15 protein-coding genes are annotated in these 13841 nt (G+C 63.0%); 9 read left to right on the top strand and 6 right to left on the bottom strand.

Annotated features, from left to right (window positions below):
* Nucleotides 1–22: 22 nt before the first annotated feature.
* The gene (locus Mschef_RS05430; RefSeq protein WP_081126875.1) at nt 23–1276 is read right to left on the bottom strand and encodes an efflux RND transporter periplasmic adaptor subunit; all 1254 of its coding nucleotides are present in this window, start codon (nt 1274–1276) and stop codon (nt 23–25) included.
* A gap of 695 nt (nt 1277–1971) precedes the next feature.
* Here Mschef_RS05430 and Mschef_RS17130 point away from each other — a divergent pair.
* A complete protein-coding gene (locus tag Mschef_RS17130; protein WP_136256539.1) occupies nt 1972–2175 on the top strand; it encodes a hypothetical protein in 204 nt (67 codons plus the stop codon).
* A gap of 47 nt (nt 2176–2222) precedes the next feature.
* On the top strand, nt 2223–3401 hold the full coding sequence (locus Mschef_RS05425; protein WP_197686738.1) for a radical SAM protein: 1179 nt from the start codon (nt 2223–2225) through the stop codon (nt 3399–3401).
* On the opposite strand, the gene Mschef_RS05420 is transcribed toward Mschef_RS05425, so the two are convergent.
* Nucleotides 3350–4597 (bottom strand): ISL3 family transposase, encoded by a 1248-nt coding sequence (locus Mschef_RS05420; RefSeq protein WP_081125836.1) that lies wholly within the window; start codon nt 4595–4597, stop codon nt 3350–3352. The two genes, Mschef_RS05425 and Mschef_RS05420, sit on opposite strands and share 52 nt — an antisense overlap.
* Here Mschef_RS05420 and Mschef_RS05415 point away from each other — a divergent pair.
* From Mschef_RS05415 to Mschef_RS05395, 6 genes are all read left to right on the top strand, one after another.
* A complete protein-coding gene (locus Mschef_RS05415; protein WP_197686697.1) occupies nt 4587–5036 on the top strand; it encodes a hypothetical protein in 450 nt (149 codons plus the stop codon). The two genes, Mschef_RS05420 and Mschef_RS05415, sit on opposite strands and share 11 nt — an antisense overlap.
* A 40-nt stretch (nt 5037–5076) precedes the next feature.
* Nucleotides 5077–5445, top strand: a complete 369-nt coding sequence (locus Mschef_RS05410) for an SPASM domain-containing protein (protein WP_339325994.1) — start codon at nt 5077–5079, stop codon at nt 5443–5445.
* Nucleotides 5442–6710: a lysophospholipid acyltransferase family protein gene (locus tag Mschef_RS05405; RefSeq protein ID WP_081126873.1), complete on the top strand. Its 1269-nt coding sequence runs from the start codon at nt 5442–5444 to the stop codon at nt 6708–6710. Before Mschef_RS05410 ends, Mschef_RS05405 begins: the two co-directional genes overlap by 4 nt.
* Before the next feature lie 146 nt (nt 6711–6856).
* Nucleotides 6857–7018 (top strand): hypothetical protein, encoded by a 162-nt coding sequence (locus Mschef_RS17625; RefSeq protein ID WP_168708969.1) that lies wholly within the window; start codon nt 6857–6859, stop codon nt 7016–7018.
* A 160-nt stretch (nt 7019–7178) separates the two neighbouring features.
* Nucleotides 7179–7397 carry a hypothetical protein gene (locus Mschef_RS05400; RefSeq protein ID WP_081126872.1) on the top strand — a complete coding sequence of 73 codons (219 nt, stop codon included), beginning with the start codon at nt 7179–7181 and terminating at the stop codon, nt 7395–7397.
* 16 nt (nt 7398–7413) lie between these two features.
* Entirely contained in the window at nt 7414–8715 is a 1302-nt protein-coding gene (locus Mschef_RS05395) for a hypothetical protein (RefSeq protein WP_136256565.1), read from the top strand.
* A 604-nt stretch (nt 8716–9319) separates the two neighbouring features.
* On the opposite strand, the gene istB is transcribed toward Mschef_RS05395, so the two are convergent.
* From istB to Mschef_RS17925, 3 genes are all read right to left on the bottom strand, one after another.
* Nucleotides 9320–10081, bottom strand: coding sequence for an IS21-like element helper ATPase IstB (gene istB / locus Mschef_RS05390; RefSeq protein WP_081126870.1), 762 nt, complete (start codon nt 10079–10081; stop codon nt 9320–9322).
* A gap of 2 nt (nt 10082–10083) precedes the next feature.
* The gene (gene istA / locus Mschef_RS05385; RefSeq protein WP_206780151.1) at nt 10084–11580 is read right to left on the bottom strand and encodes an IS21 family transposase; all 1497 of its coding nucleotides are present in this window, start codon (nt 11578–11580) and stop codon (nt 10084–10086) included.
* Nucleotides 11581–11812: 232 nt separating this feature from the next.
* Nucleotides 11813–12061 carry a hypothetical protein gene (locus Mschef_RS17925; protein WP_206780150.1) on the bottom strand — a complete coding sequence of 83 codons (249 nt, stop codon included), beginning with the start codon at nt 12059–12061 and terminating at the stop codon, nt 11813–11815.
* Between the two features lie 168 nt (nt 12062–12229).
* On the opposite strand from Mschef_RS17925, the gene Mschef_RS05375 reads away from it, so the two are divergent.
* Nucleotides 12230–13201, top strand: coding sequence for a hypothetical protein (locus tag Mschef_RS05375; RefSeq protein ID WP_081126868.1), 972 nt, complete (start codon nt 12230–12232; stop codon nt 13199–13201).
* 197 nt (nt 13202–13398) lie between these two features.
* Here Mschef_RS05375 and Mschef_RS05370 read toward each other — a convergent pair whose 3' ends face one another.
* Nucleotides 13399–13827, bottom strand: coding sequence for a hypothetical protein (locus tag Mschef_RS05370; protein ID WP_081126867.1), 429 nt, complete (start codon nt 13825–13827; stop codon nt 13399–13401).
* Between the last annotated feature and the right edge of the window lie 14 nt (nt 13828–13841).

Raw genomic sequence — 13841 nt, 5'->3', positions numbered from 1 at the left:
GGTGGCGTGGGGAAGCGGTGGGTCATTGAATGCGGATGCGGTTGTATTTGTCCCAGACGCTGGTGTCGGACAGGATCACGCGATCGCCGGCGGCGAGGCCAGCCAGGATTTCGACGCGATCGATCGACGCCGCGCCCAGATGCACCGGCACGCGCGTGGCGGTGTCGCCGTCGCGGCTGAGGCGAAATAGCGAAATCGTGGCGTTGGACTGCCCCAGCGCGGGGCGCCCCACCCACAGCACGTTGCGCAGGCGCATCACGCGGATGCGGCCCTCGACCGAGAGATCGGGCCGCGCGCCGGGCGGCAGCTTGCCGCGCAGATCAACCTCAATGCGCACGCTGCCCTCGTGCACGGCCGGGTCGATGCGCGTCACCGTGCCGTCGATCAGGCCATCGTGCGTGTCCACGCTCACCGGCATGTCCAGCGCGACATCCTTGGCCTGCACCTCGGGCACCTGCAGGCGCGCCATCAGGCTGCGCGTATCGGCTACGCGCGCCAGGTTGGCGCCGGCGGCGACCTGCTGGCCTTCCTGCACGGCGATTTCCTGCACCACGCCGGCGAGGCCGGCACGCACCGTGAGCGCGGCGACCTGGCGCTGGCGCAGCGCCAGATTGCTGCGCTGCTGTTGCAACGCCGCCTGCACCGCGGCGAGCTGCGCGCGGATGTTGCTGCCGAACACGGCGACGCGCTGCTGCTCGATTTGTTCGCGGTAGCCGAGCTGTTTGAGCGCGATGAGGCTCTGCTTGTACTGCACCATCGGGATGATGCCCTTGGCCGCCACCGTGGCATCGGCATCCACCTTGATCTTGGCCGAGGCATAGGCCGCGCGCGCGGCGGCCAGCGCGGCGCGCTCGTCCAGCAACTGCGATTGCAGCGACGTGCGCTTGGCGGCCAGATCGGCCTCGGCCTCGGCCACGCCGGCCTGCGCGCTGCTCAGGCGGTCCTGCACCTCGGGGTTGCTCAGGCGCATCAACACGCTATCGGCGGCGACGCTGGCGCCGGGGCGCACCAGGATGTGATCGACCTCGGCGCCGGACGCGGCGGCGATCCAGCGACTGAGCCTGGGCACCAGCACGCCATCGGCGCGCACGTGGATGGTCAGGTCGCCGCGCCGCACCGTGCCGATCCACAGATTGGCGCGCTGTGCCGTGGGCAGCGCCGGGCCGAGTCGCGCGATGCCGATGGCCAGTGCCAGCACGAGCAGCGCACTGGCGCTGCCCGCGATCCACAGGCGGCGGCGCTTCTGCTTTTTCAGCGCAAGGTTCTGGAAATCCATGCCGTACCAGTCGCAAGGTTTGTGCCATGCGTTGGCGTTGACACGAGCGCCAAACAATCAGCAGGTTGCAGCAAGCAGTGCTTGGCACGAGCGCGTGACAGCGTCCGCAATCGGACATCGCGATGTAAAAGCGGACACACGGCAGCGCGCGTGGTGGTTGCACGATTGCCATTTCACTGCCACCGCCTGGCGCTGAGGTGTGCACGGCACAGTAGGCGTGGCTGTGCGCTGGCGTGGATTGGCGACGGTTGAGCCAAGTGCCGCTGCGGGATGCGCGGATCTAACACAGGCCGGTGGACTCGCGGCATTGGATGTGGTGCTGCGGTGTTTGAATGTCTATTTTGCGCCCATGGATGCGGCGCAGGTGGCCACGATCACCGACGCCAGTGTTGCACGGGAGAAAAAGCGAAACCCGCTCACACACAACAATTTCGGAGACGTCCGGATGCCAGAGCGCAGCTTACGTCAGTCGCGCCCTACGCGCTGTAAGCACAGACTGACAGCACTCTGTCGCATCCACGCAATGACGCCGATGCCGTTGCACAGCGCAAAACATCGAGTTCGCAAGGCGTTGCATGTCAATGCTCATCCTCGCATTGAATCCTTGAGAAAGTGTATGGACGCGAAGTATTGACTCGCGCATTGGGTCAGGTGTTTCTGCCGCGCATGGAGTTCAGCACGCATGGGGAACCCGGATGGGCGCAGCAGCCAACGATGCAGGAATGACGCAGTCGGACGGTTCGTTCCGGTTGGAGGCGCTGCAAGCGCATCAGAACGCCTTGCTCGTGGACATCCATCGCAACGCCACCATAGCGCTGGCTCGTGGTGAGCGTGGCGCCCTGATGGCCACCACCGCCATCGGCGCACGAAGGCTTCGTCCGAAGCCGCTCACCGCATGACTTTGCGGGAATTTCGCAACTTGCTCAAGGGAGGGATTATGGGCGCGATGAACGATCTGCTCTCGAAGTCACCACTCGACCAAATCCCGATCGAGGTGGTGGCTGAACCGGCGTCCGCAGCGAACCGCAACGAGACCGGCATGCGTCACTGGAAGCCCTCGCGCTTCAACGTCCAGACGGTCACGGACGAGGGCTGGTTCCTGCTCTGGAACACCTACACCGGCGCCATGAACGCCTTCCGTCCGTCCCAGCGTGAGGCCATTCGCGAGCTGATCAGCCAAAAGGGCGTATCCAGCGCGTGCGACAGTATCGTCAGCTACCTGGCCGAGCGGGGCTATCTCGTCCCGCGCGAGGCGGACGAGCTGCGCAGGGTCCAGTACGCCTTCGGCAAGGAGAACCATCGCAACGACAAGCTGGAGCTGATCCTTCTCGCGTCTGAGGACTGCAACTTCAGGTGCACCTACTGCTACGAGGATTTCCGCAAAGGCACGATGCGGCCCGAGGTGCGCGCGGGCATCCGGAATCTAGTCGAGAGCCGCCTGGACGTCCTGCGCGAACTGAATGTCTCCTGGTTCGGCGGCGAACCGCTCTACGGGCTGGAGGCTATCGAGGAACTGGCCCCGTACTTCGCTGAGGTGGCAGAGCGTCACGGGCTCGACTTCTTCAGCCATATGACCACAAACGGCTACCTGCTGACCGACGAGATCGCGGGCCGCCTGCTCTCGTGGCGAATCACGCACTTCCAGATCACCCTAGACGGGCTAGCCGAGGACCATGATCGTAGTCGTGCCGCGCGCGATGGCAGCAGCACGTTCCAGCGGATCTTCGAGAACTTGGTCGCCATGAGTTCCCGCAAGGAAGACTTCACCGTCGTTATCCGCGTCAACTTCGACACGGAGAACGCGCCCCACCTGGAGGCATTCCTGCGTCTGCTGTACACCCACTTCAGCCACGACGACCGGTTCGAGCTGGCTTTCCACGCAACCGGCAAGTGGGGCGGGGCCAACGACGCAAATCTGTCGGTCTGCGGCATCGACGAATCCTACGTAGTGCGGACCCGGATGAAAATTGCCGCACAGTCGCTCGGCCTGCGCATCACCGGCGGCTGGCAACCTAAGATCGGGCTTGGCACAGAGGTTTGCTACGCCGCGCGACCATACAACTTTATGCCTCGTCAGCAAAACCTGTGGGCGAGCTTCGGCTCAGGTAGCTTGCCAAGCACATGATAGAGCGCGATTTCTGTCGCCCTGAAGGTCCGAAATCCGTAGGCTTTTCTCATGGTGACTTTGCACTTGTTGTTGAGCCCCTCGACGACGCCGCTGGAGAACTGCTTGCGGGCGCGGAAATAGTTCAACAGCAGCTCGTGGTGTCGGCGTAGCGTGCCGGCGACTTTCTTCATCGGCTCGATCTGTGAGCGCATCACCTGCGTGCACCACTCATCGAGGAATCTGCCGGCCCAGGTGGGTGACACGTACTCCCAGAACTTCTGGAAGTCCTCCTTCAGCAGGTAGGCGCGAACCGTCTTCAGGTTGTACTTCAGCAGTTCCCGCAGGCGGCCGCGCTGTTTTCCCGTCAGATTGCCCGGACGCTTCAGCACGCACCACCGGGTCTTCTTCAGGACAGGCTCATAGCCGTCCTGGTGCATCCGGCGGGCTTCGTTGGCACGCACTTCGTCGATCGCCTTGTTGATCGTCGCCACGACGTGGAAACGGTCGAGAATGTTCAGTGCGTTCGGGCAGTTCTGCTCGATCAGCTTCAGGTAGGGCTTCCACATGTCCGAGCAGACGAAGGCGATCCGCGCCGCGAGATCTTTGCCGATCAGGTCAAAGAAGCGCTGGAAGCTGGCCGTGGTGCGCTCCTTGCCGACCCAAAGCAGCCGCGTGAAGCCGGCATCGATCTGGTAGACCAGCGTCAGATACGCGTGGCCGCGGCCGTACTGGATTTCGTCGACGCCGATGGCACGCAGCGGCCCCCACTCGCGATGCGCCAGCCCCCACTCGACCACCCATGCCACGGCGTGAAACACCTTTTCCCAGCTGGTGCGGAACGCTACCGCCGTTTCTCGCCAGGACAGTCGGCGCGCCCACTGCGCGAGGAACAACATGTACGCCTTGCAGAGCGTGTGCTTGCCAATCGCCCAGGGCACCTGTTCGACCTTGACGCCGCATCCACGGCAGGCGACTCGACGCATGGCATACAATAAAATCACCGCGAAGCCCCAGACCGGAATGAACTCGAAGCGGCGCACCGACAGCGTATCGTAGCCGCTGCCGCGCTTTCCGCATCCCGAGCAGATCGGACGCGAACCGCGGCGAGGACGCACGTCAACCTCGATGGTGTTCTCGGCCTCGAGCAGGCGCGCACCCTGATACACGAAACCAGGATGGTGGTGACAGGCATTCAGCAAGCGGGTGATCAACATGGGGAGGTCGAATCTGGCAGGTGGCGGCAAACCCGCTATTTCATACCAACCCGACGATCAAATGTTGGCCGAGCTCTGCCCCGATCTCTCCGAGTGGCCGCACCGCTGGTGCTTTGACGATGGCGACATCGACTTCGGTCGCAACGTGCTGGAAGCGCTCACGCCATTCCTGCAGCATCTGCTGGCAACCGACCTCAGTCGAAAGACCTTGGCACGTCACCGCGATCATCTCTGGATGCTCGGCGGCGAACTCGTGCGCCGCTTGCATGACGAACCGCGCCTGCGCATGAAGACGCCAACAGCCGTGCTACTCCACTACATTGACGACGAAGGTGGCCCACTGATCTACCCCAGCATCACCGAAGCCCAGCAACATGCGTTCGACGGCACCTGCAGAAAGCTGTACCGGTTCTTGAGCGAGGTGGCATCAGCCGGATAGCGCAGGAATCACCCACGGATTCCGCTGACGAGCCAACTTTATTATCGGTGCGCATGGAGACGTGATGAAGTGCACCATCGATCTGGACAAGAGGGATCGCAACCTCGTCGGCAAACTGGCCGCGGACGGAAAGCTCGACCTGGACATCGACAAGATGGCGCTGTGGACCGAGCCGGCGTTTGAGCGCGACGAAGGCTGCCAGAGTTGCCACATGCTGCCGGCATGCCAAGGCATCCATTGCCCGCAGATCCGCATGGACTCCGGCGAACGTCCCTGCCCAGAGATCCGCCGGACCGCGAAGCAGGAGATGGCTGCGTACTTCAAGGCCAAGCAGAAAGCCGAGCGGGTTCCGACGTCCGCCGCCGAAACGTTGCCTGCGGAGGCCGCGCTGAGGGAGAGCGGGTCATGACGACCCTCGGACGGCAGAACGAGATCGCGCCCGACGCGGCTGATCGGGTGGCCCAAGTGAAGAGTCTCTTGGTCACCACGGGCGCTGACCGCGACGTAGTGCGTGCGGCGATCCATGCCCTGAGCGACGACGAGCTGATGCCATTCGGGCTCGGTGCGTTCCGCATGAACATCATGTCCCTGTTCAGCGACGACTGGTCGCGGCAACACGTCCTGCAGGTCGCCCGGGATGCGACGATCAGCTATATGTGGACGGGATGGGAGTACCACAATCACTACTTGCCGAAACTAGGGCCGGAAGCCGACACGCCGCAGATCGACGACATGCCCTTCGGGCGCATCCGCCAGCTATTGGGCGACGGTCGGGGGTTGGTCCTCGCCAGCTTCCATCTCGGCCACTTTCGCTACATGCTTTCGGATATCGCGCATGCGGGCATTGAGTGTTGGGTGCCGCTGGCGACCAGCGGCTTCAACGACTATGCCTCGGCCCGCGAGGCGAATCCAGACGCGGCGTTCTGGTGCCACCTCCATACCGTTAACGCCGAGCTGCAGGGCAAGTCGACCGCCCTAGCGCGGGCGCTGGCGCGCGGGGGATGCGTGCTTTCGACGATCGACGGCAACACCGGCATCGATGGTCCGCGCGGCAATGTGCGTCGTGCCACGGTCCGCCTGCTAGGCACCGATGTGCGGGTCAAGGACGGCCTGATCCGCATGGCAGCGCGCTTCGGTGCGCCGATCCTGCCCCTCATCGCCTACAGCGAAGGCGACCGCCGCCGTTGCCGGGTAGGTGACCTGATCAATCCCGACGGGCCGCTGGCTGGGGATGTCGCCGACCGTTTCGTGCGCGAAGCGCTCCAGCAGGCCTATGCGTTCTTCGCCGACGCGCTGACGGATTTTGCCGCGGAGTGGTGCGGTGCCAGCCAGTTCCACCAATGGCGCGTGCCCTGTCACTCGGAACCGCAGCCGATGGAGGATGTCGCGCAGCAGTTGGCGCGTCACCTCGAGTCGGGCGGACGCCTTTTCGTCAACGTCAGCCGCATCGTCGAGCTGTCGCGGGGTGAGGAAATCGTGTGGACGGACGTGAAGACCCAGCGTTGCTACCGCATGCCCGCCGCGATGAAGGCGCTCGTCGAGCGGCTTTCCCCGGATCGCGACGGTGTCGACCGGGCTTGGCTCGACGATCAGGTCGAACCGGCACGGTCGCGGATGTGGGACTTGGTATGCCAGCTGGGTGCGCGCAACGCCATCTGCGGGCGGGAATCCTGAATACCTGGACGAGCGGAAAAGGGAATTGTCGGTCCGTTGATGCACCGGACGGCAGTGTGTTGGGGAATAGAGTGCATCGCGAGCTGGGAATGGAAGCAATGGAGCAACCGTTCCCGTCATTCAACCTGAGCAAGAGGAGAGTAACCATGGCTAACAGCAACATGGCTAACAGCAGCAACCAGAACGAAATTACCCAAGCCAAGGCGGACAACTCGCAGGTGATCGACGAGTTCGAGATCATCGAACTCGAGGATCGCCTCGAGCTCTGGAAGTGCTGCAACGGTTCCTGCAACGGCGCCGCCGCCTAACCATGAGTCGGGACCGGTCAGCCCCGATTCCGGGGGCGCCTAGGATCCCGGCTGTGCGGTGGGATGGATGCACCATACGACCCATCCCACCGCATCTTCTTCGTCTTCGCGCACGCTTCGATTCCGCTGAAGCGCATACGGGTCGCTGTAGAACATACTCATGAACGAAGCAGTGCGCACCGCCACCGGCCAGGTCGACCGCAACCGCGACGAAACCTTCTTGGTGGATGAATTCGAGATCGTCGAATTCGAGGATCGCACCGAACTTGCGTCCGCTATAACGCCCAAAGTTGCCGGGATGCGAGCTAGCCATGCACCGATGCAGCACGCTCCCGCACCTCGGAAACGGGCTGCGTCCGGCGACGCCCTGACTGCATGAGCTCCTGGAGACATCGATGAGCAACGATCTCTCACCACGCATGAACCCCATGATGGAGATCTCCGAGTTTGACTCGGATTCCAGCCGGCCGATGGTGCTGTGCCTTGTTCCAAGCGAGGGCGGACACATCCGGTTCGCCGTACCTGCGGTCTACATGGAGCTGGTCCGGGCGTTCGATGGCACGCGCAGTGTCGACGAGGCCATAGATATTTTTCTCCGGCAGGAGCCGGACGCGCGTCCCCGCGACTGGTTACGCCGCTTGGTGATCGAGTCGCTGCTCCCCAAGGGCATCCTCGTGCGTCCCGATCAAGATCCCAGTCGCGCGGCCATCAGTAGCCAGCCCCGGCAGGCATTCCTGTACATCAAGCTGCCCCTGATGAAGCCGGGCATGGTCGACCCGGTCGCCAAGCGGCTGGGCTTCCTGTTCCGGCGGGGAATCATGCTGCTCGGGCTGCTCGTGTTCGTCGCCGTACACGTCTACGTGTACGGCATGCTGCTCCGGACCAATGCTTTCGATTTCAGCCAACTCGACACACAAGGCATCCTGATCCTGCTGCTGCTATCCACAGCGGGCGCGATTGTCCACGAATTCGGCCATGCCAGCGCAGCGGCCTACTTCGGCTGTCGCAAGATTACTATCGGATGGGGATTGTACTTGATTTACAGCGTATTGTGGACCGACGTCTCTGATGCTTGGAAGCTGCCTCGGCAGCAGCGCGCCATAGTGGACATCGGCGGCGTGTACCTCCAGTCCTTCTTCCTCGTCCTCGTGCTGGCCTTGTACCTGCTTACGGGCAACAGCATCTTCCTGTTCGCCTTCGTCTTGAACGATTTCGCGATCGCCATGACAACGTTCAATCCGTTCATTCGTATGGATGGCTACTGGCTGATGAGCGACCTCTTCGGTATCGTGAACCTGCGCAGGCAGCAGATGATCTGGGGTCAGGACATCCTCGCCCGGATCTTCGGTGGCCACCAGACCGGGCTGAGCCGGCTCAGCCGGAGGGCCAAGTGGGCACTGACCGCCTACACAGTGCTCGGCACATTGTATCTGGCCTACTTGGTGAAGGTGGTGTTCAAGCTCGTGGTGCTCAACGTTGCCGAGAGCTATCCCGCCATGCTGCACGACCTTTGGCAGCAGGCGTCGGATGGCATGCCTGTCTTGGCATTCCTCCGGGCCCTGCTTGAGATCGGCTGGAGGACGATGCTGATCTTCGGTGCCGCCATGGTGGTGTTCCGCGCTACAAAGGCGTCGCTGGGCCTGGCCGCCAAGCTCTGTGGCGCCCGATCTCATGCCCGGCTGCCGCCTGGCGCGTGACGGGTGGGAAGCGGGATGACGGAGCTGCACGCGACGATGGCAGCCCCCCCCTCGGCAGGTGGTGGACTGACTGGAACTCTTGCTGCGCCGATTCGTGCTCTCCGATGAACTGGTGCTGGAGAGCCAAAGCGCGTCGCACGTGGCCATCGTGCACCGGCGTCCGCATCGCGCCTGAAGGTTTCCCGGGCCGTCTACGTCTTCCTGTAGGCGTTCGCGGCGCCGCGCCGCTTGGTGGAGCAGGTGATCGGCAACGATCCGTCCGCGCCGCGGTTGCAGAAGGTGCGCCTGCTCATCGGACAGGGCCCTGCTCGCCGACACCGATGCGCCTCGCGCGGAGAACGTGCCCCGCCGGCGGAGCGCCGCCGTGCGGTCTGACGGTAGATGTCGAGCAGGCGGGCGAGCGCAGTGGTCTTGGATCAACACCATCTTAGTTTTTCGTATGGTGCCAGAGGCAGCTCGGAAACGAATTATCTCGACTGGTTTGGTTGCGGTAGGAACGCCGGATTCCCAGCCACTCGCCTGCAACGCGTCTCCCGTCGACGACACTTTGATTGAGGCCATGCGAACCGCCCGGCGCCCAAGCGCCGGATGGCTCATGACCGCATCACGGATCAGCCGAGGTTTCCGAGACGCCTCCGACCGCTTTCAGCTTGCGCATCGATTCGCCTTTCAACTCCAGGCGATGGGATGCATGGACCACGCGATCGAGGATGGCATCGGCAATCGTCGCTTCGCCGAGATACGCATGCCACTCCGACACCGGCACCTGCGAGGTGATGATCAGCGCGGACGTGCCCGCGCGATCATCGATCACCTCCAGCAGATCCTGACGTCCCTGGTCCGTCATCGGCGCAACGGCCCAGTCATCCAGGATCAGCAGCGTCGTGTGGGCCAATTGCTCGCGCAGCTTGGGCAAGCCGCCGCTGGCACGGGCCACGTCCAACGCTTCCAGCAGGCGCGGCAGGCGCACGTAAAGGACCGTATAGCCGCGCCGCGCCGCGTGGTGACCAAAGGCGCACGCCAACCAGGTTTTACCGACCCCTGTCGGCCCGGTAATCAGCAAATGTTGACCGCTGCGCATCCACGCGCAGCTCGAAAGACTGGCAATGACCGGCTTCTTCAGCCCACGTGGCGCACCGTAGTCAATGTCCTCCAAGGATGCCTGCACCTTGAGATGGGCCTGCTTGAGAATGCGCGCCAGGCGGCGATTTTCGCGCGCTTGGCACTCGGCCTCGACCAGCATCCCAAAGCGCTCCTCGAACGACAACTCCTGGGTGATTGGCGATCCCAACTGCTGCGCCAATGCTGTTGCCATCGCGTGCAACTTCAAACGGGTGAGGCCTTGCATCGTCGGTTGGTTCAACATGGTCAATCCCCCTTGCCGTAGTAGGCCGGACCGCGCACGTTGTCGTGCAGCGGCAGTGAGCGTGAACTTGAGGTGCTGTCTGTGCGACGCTTGTGCAGCCCCGTGCGCAATAGGGCAGTCAGTGTCGTCACGGTCAACGACTTGATCTCAACCGCGCGCCGCGCGGCCGCCTCGAGTTCCTCGACTCCATACTGTGTGGCCAGGCGGCGCATCTTGTCGGCGGCTGGCAAACCCAGCGCGGGCAAACGCCGATCAAACAGGCTGCGCATCACCGCTGTGGTATTCGGTCCCACCGTCGCTGCCCACGCCAGTTGCCGTTCGGGCGTACGCCCTGCTTGCGCGCGATGTGCCTCGGGTTGGTGTTCGGGCAGCGTCGAGTAGCCGCCACGGACATCGCTGAGGACATGGGTAGCGACCCGCACCTGATCGCAGAAGATTTCGACCGTCGAGCGCGTGATACGCACTTCGACGCGACGGTCGATCAGCACGTGGGGAACCGAGTAGAAATGGCCGCGGACGTTGACGTGATAATCATTGGGCACCTTCTGGCGGGCGACCCATTCGGCGAACTCGTACGACACTGTCGGCAACGGGTGGAGCGCGGGCTGATCCAGCTCCTCAAATCGGCTGCGCCGGCAGCCCGGCAAGCGTTTGTAAGGGCGCCGATTGAGCGCCTTCAGCAGCTCGGCGATGCGCGTGTTGAGATCCGCCAGCGAAAAGAACGTCTCGTGACGCATGCACGCCAAGATCCAGCGCTGAGCCATCTGCACGCTTTGCTCGGCCTTGGCCTTGTCCTGCGGCCGATAGACGCGTGCCGGGATGATGGCCACTGCGTAGTGCCGTGCGAAGTCCAAGTACGTCCGCTGGATCTTGGGGGACCGGCCTGGCTTCTCGACAGCCGACTTCAAATTATCGGGCACAATGATCTCGGGCACACCGCCATAGAACTCCAGCATCTTGACGCTGGCATGGATCCAATCTGGGATGGATTGGCTGGCGGTGCAGATTGCAAACACATAGCTCGAAACGCCCAGCGCGCCGACGAACAGCTCGGCGGGAATGTCCCGCCCCGTTGTCCGATCACGCCACACTGGGCGTTTGCCCGAATAGTCGACAAACGCCTTCTCGCCCGGGCGGTGGTGCTGACGCATCACCGGGTGCATGCAATGCGCCCATGCCCTGTAATGATGCGTAAACTGCGAGTAACTCAACGCATCGTCAGGCGAGGGAGCGCGGTATTCCTCCCACAGCAGCTGCAGCGTCACGCCCTTGGTTTCGATCTCCGTGTGAAGAGTTGCGAAATCGGGCACACGCTTCGTCGTGAGGCGGCCGGCCGCCGCGTTGAACTGCGCTTCCAGTGCTTGGGGTGTCAACGCGCAAAGATCAGCCCAACTGAGTTGCTTGACGGCGGCGATGGATCGATAGCGACGAACGGTCGTTTTCGACATTGCCAACGCCGCAGCGATGGCGCGGTCCGACAACGAGGTTGCCAGAGCCATGCGAACAGCATCATGAAGCTTATTCATAGTGGATCTCTCCGGAGGACCGCGTGCGTGAGCGCGCAGCCGGGGATGGACCCGCCTCGCTTACGGCGACGGGTCTTGACAGGACGCGCGGGAGAGACAATGCTGTCGCTGTATCATCGATTCAGCTCGAAGGCTCAGGAGTTCACAGCTCTTGGGCCTTCTGTCTTTCTGCGCTTTGATGTGGATCTTGAAGCGGATACTGGCGCTACATGGTTTCCTCCTCGCGCGCGCTGGCGCTCGGGGTGATGGAAAGTGAGTGCGGGGCCGGCCCTTGGGCGGCCAACCACGCCGCGACGTCGCGTGCCAGCGCAAATCGTCCGCGCCGGTGGGGAAGCGTGAAAACCGGCACGGGAATCGTGCCGCGGACGATCGCCTGACGCAGCGCGTCGATTGATCGGTAACCGAGGGCGCGTCTCAAGCGCTCGCCAGAAAGCAGTGCGCCGTCATCACGCATCAGTTGCGCCTCGATTGCTGCGGCTCGAGAGATGGGTTCGGATGGCGGCTGGGGGCACATGGTCATGCTTGGTTCGCGTGGGTCATGCCGCATCTAACCTGCAGGACGAATCGAATCCAAGGCGAACGAAATTAAAATTCGTTGGCCGGAACGACCGGCTGAGGACATATGCCGACCTCCAAGGAACAGAAACCCGACGCTCAGAAGCGCGGGCCTAAACCGCTGACCTTGCCGCAGCGTCTTGCCGTGAGGGTCTGGGCCTTCGCCATCCAGAAACGCGCGCGAAGCCTTGCCGATCGCTCGGGGCCACGGCAGTGGCCAGCGAATTTGACGCCGTACGAGGTGGAGCGCGTGGTCCACGGCGATACGCACCGGTGGCGCGTCGAGTCCGATGGCATCAAGCGTCCCAAGCAATTTGATGCCTACTTGGCTGGTCTGCATTGGCCCAATGCACGAACACGGGCAACTTTTCGCCAGGATTTCCCTGAGCTCGAATACTGGCTGGACCTTGACCTGTGGTCTCAGATCGAGGCCGTGCCTCCACCCATGAGCCGGCTGCACGAAATCATGCGCATGGCGCGCCCATCGCTGCGCGCTCTTCTGTACGAGCGCACTGCACCGGGCGACCCGCTGAACCCATCACTACGACGCGTGGCAATGCCGCGTGCAGACGCAGCGAGAGTGGTTCGTGCAGAAGGCGACCTCGAAGCCCTGACCGTGCTATTTGCACTGCTGCGAGAAGCGGAGTGCATTGGTGATATTGAGGGCCACACGGCAGTAGCTAGGGAAGCCATCAATCTTCTTTTCGCGCTCGCTGTCGACCCGCCATGGGTACGCGTTGCCAGCGACATCTTTCGACACTTGCGTCGATCTGTACTGGTGCATGTGCCCTCGACCGTCGAAGGGCTTCGGCTGGCGGAGGTCAACCCAGACCATGAGATATCGCTGCGCTTGGACATGCTTTTTGCAGCACAGAGCGCTGGCGTCAACATCGACGATGCGTCAACAACGATTGCGCAGATGGCTTTGCTGGATCGCCTCGGGCGCAACGAGTATTTGGAACATCTGAAAAGAACATCCACAACAGGACGCATCGTGCTCTACGGTCACGGGATCGTCACAGGCTCCCTGGACGACTAAGCTTAAGAACCCTGTCGTTGCCGGGCGATATGGTCAGAGGTCAACAGCAGCGTGATGGCCAGTTGCCGCCAGTGCAGCCGGCCAGCGCTCTCCAGCACACTGGTCAGGGCCAACAAGAATCCGCAATCGGCACGATGACGCCTTGGTAGAGGAGGTGTCATCGTCACCCGCAGGTGCAGCCGGTCAGGCGATTACGGTCACGGTTTGCATGCCGGTCCCTGCACCGTCACCGTTCCCAGCACCTTGCCGCTGGCGGCATCCTTGGCGGTGAAGGTCGTGCCGGGGTGCGTCCAAGGCCCGGTCGATGCACTGCCCACGGCGCCACCGGCGGCAAAGAGCTTTTCGTCGACAGCCGAGCCCACATAGATCTGCACACTGTTGATGTCGGCGACGCCGCTGGCGTTCCAGCTCACCTTGGCGACGGCAGCCGGATCGCAGGCCGCCATGCTGCCGGGTACGACGCTGATCACGCTGGCTTGCTGAGGTTGCATCGACGCGCTGGTCGCGGGTGGTGCTGCGGCGCTGGTGGCGCCTGCATTGTTGTTGCTGCTGGACTGCTGATGGCAGGCAGCCAACAAGAACACGGCGGGGATGAGTGCGATGAGTTTCGAATGGATACGCTTCATGAAAATGACCTCGT

Source organism: Metallibacterium scheffleri, from assembly GCF_002077135.1.
In the GTDB taxonomy this organism is placed as follows: Bacteria; Pseudomonadota; Gammaproteobacteria; order Xanthomonadales; family Rhodanobacteraceae; genus Metallibacterium; species Metallibacterium scheffleri.
The sequence above is the reverse complement of the archived record's forward strand: the minus strand, read 5'-3'. Positions and strand labels throughout refer to the sequence as shown.

What these genes read in the sequence shown, in the direction of transcription:
- Mschef_RS05430 (WP_081126875.1), bottom strand. Translation starts at nt 1,276, where the DNA reads ATGGATTTCCAGAACCTTGCGCTGAAAAAGCAGAAGCGCCGCCGCCTG.
- Mschef_RS17130 (WP_136256539.1), top strand. Translation starts at nt 1,972, where the DNA reads ATGGGCGCAGCAGCCAACGATGCAGGAATGACGCAGTCGGACGGTTCG.
- Mschef_RS05425 (WP_197686738.1), top strand. Translation starts at nt 2,223, where the DNA reads ATGAACGATCTGCTCTCGAAGTCACCACTCGACCAAATCCCGATCGAG.
- Mschef_RS05420 (WP_081125836.1), bottom strand. Translation starts at nt 4,597, where the DNA reads ATGTTGATCACCCGCTTGCTGAATGCCTGTCACCACCATCCTGGTTTC.
- Mschef_RS05405 (WP_081126873.1), top strand. Translation starts at nt 5,442, where the DNA reads ATGACGACCCTCGGACGGCAGAACGAGATCGCGCCCGACGCGGCTGAT.
- Mschef_RS17625 (WP_168708969.1), top strand. Translation starts at nt 6,857, where the DNA reads ATGGCTAACAGCAACATGGCTAACAGCAGCAACCAGAACGAAATTACC.
- Mschef_RS05400 (WP_081126872.1), top strand. Translation starts at nt 7,179, where the DNA reads ATGAACGAAGCAGTGCGCACCGCCACCGGCCAGGTCGACCGCAACCGC.
- Mschef_RS05395 (WP_136256565.1), top strand. Translation starts at nt 7,414, where the DNA reads ATGAGCAACGATCTCTCACCACGCATGAACCCCATGATGGAGATCTCC.
- istB (WP_081126870.1), bottom strand. Translation starts at nt 10,081, where the DNA reads ATGTTGAACCAACCGACGATGCAAGGCCTCACCCGTTTGAAGTTGCAC.
- istA (WP_206780151.1), bottom strand. Translation starts at nt 11,580, where the DNA reads ATGGCTCTGGCAACCTCGTTGTCGGACCGCGCCATCGCTGCGGCGTTG.
- Mschef_RS17925 (WP_206780150.1), bottom strand. Translation starts at nt 12,061, where the DNA reads ATGCGTGATGACGGCGCACTGCTTTCTGGCGAGCGCTTGAGACGCGCC.
- Mschef_RS05375 (WP_081126868.1), top strand. Translation starts at nt 12,230, where the DNA reads ATGCCGACCTCCAAGGAACAGAAACCCGACGCTCAGAAGCGCGGGCCT.
- Mschef_RS05370 (WP_081126867.1), bottom strand. Translation starts at nt 13,827, where the DNA reads ATGAAGCGTATCCATTCGAAACTCATCGCACTCATCCCCGCCGTGTTC.